Source organism: Methylobacterium tarhaniae, from assembly GCF_001043955.1.
Classification (GTDB): Bacteria; Pseudomonadota; Alphaproteobacteria; order Rhizobiales; family Beijerinckiaceae; genus Methylobacterium; species Methylobacterium tarhaniae.
In genome coordinates, this window is sequence record NZ_LABZ01000416.1 from 1 (window position 1) to 1,022 (window position 1,022).

Below are 1,022 nucleotides of genomic sequence, written 5' to 3' on the forward strand. Positions count from 1 at the left end.
GGCCAGCAGGTTGGTCTGGCTCGAGATCGCCTCGATCGTGCCGGCCATCTCCTGGATCTGGAGCGCCGCGCCCTCGAAGCCGGTCAGGCGCTGCTCGATCTGCCCGGTATGGGTCTCGATCGCCGTCATGGTGCGGCTCGCCTCGCGCATATCCGTCGCGCAGGCGGCGATTCCGCCGCTCGCCTGTTCGGCGACGTCGGCGCTGGCCTGCGAGCGGCCGGCGAGTTCCCGGGTCGAGGCCGCGACTTCCTCCACCGCCGCCGCCATGGCGCGGGTCTGCCCGGCGATCTCGCTGGCGTCATGCGTCATCCAGCCGAGGACCGTGGCGGCTTCCGAGGCTTCCGCGCCGAGGCGGGCGGTGCTGGCGAGATCGACCGCGGCGGTGCCGCGCATCTGGCCGAGGAGGCGCCCGAGGGCGGTCGCGAGCCGCCCGTTCCCCAGGTCCGACCCTGGGGCGCCGGCTTGCTCGACCAGGCCGGCGAGCCGGTCCTCGACCATCTCGGGCGTCTCGACGGGAGCAGGCGCAGCGGTGGAGCGGGAGCGGAACATGGTGAGGACTCGCGGGACAGTCGCATCATTTCCTGCGAGTCCCGTATCCGTTCCGTTAATGCCACCCCGCGACCTTGGGTCTATCGCGTAATATGACCTTTGGTCAGTCGATGCACGACGAGCGCGGGCGCCTCGTACCACCATCCGGCTATTTCTGTTGTCCTCGACCCTCCGTGATTGCGTCGATGGTGCGGGACCAGCACTGCCGACACAAGTGAGGCGGGCCGCGCCCCCCCCGGAGCGCGGCCCGCCTCGAACTCCACCCTGTGCCTCCGGCGGGGCGGGCCGGCCCGCCCCCCCCCCGCAGCGTCCTCTCCCCCGCTCGCCGCCCCTGTGGGGGGGCCCCCACGCAGCCCCCCTCGCGCCGGCCCCGACTGGGGGGGGCAGCACCACCCCCCCCCGCCGCCGGCACCGGGCCGGCTCGCGGGGCCCGCGCCCCCGCGGCGGCTGTGCCGCCGCCGCGCCGCCCCGGC

The 1,022-nt window shown here is 74.7% G+C and carries 1 pseudogene; it reads right to left on the reverse strand.

The window, feature by feature from the left end:
• Positions 1 to 549: pseudogene (locus VQ03_RS30365) on the reverse strand (methyl-accepting chemotaxis protein); the annotation flags it as partial.
• Positions 550 to 1,022 lie beyond the last annotated feature (473 nt).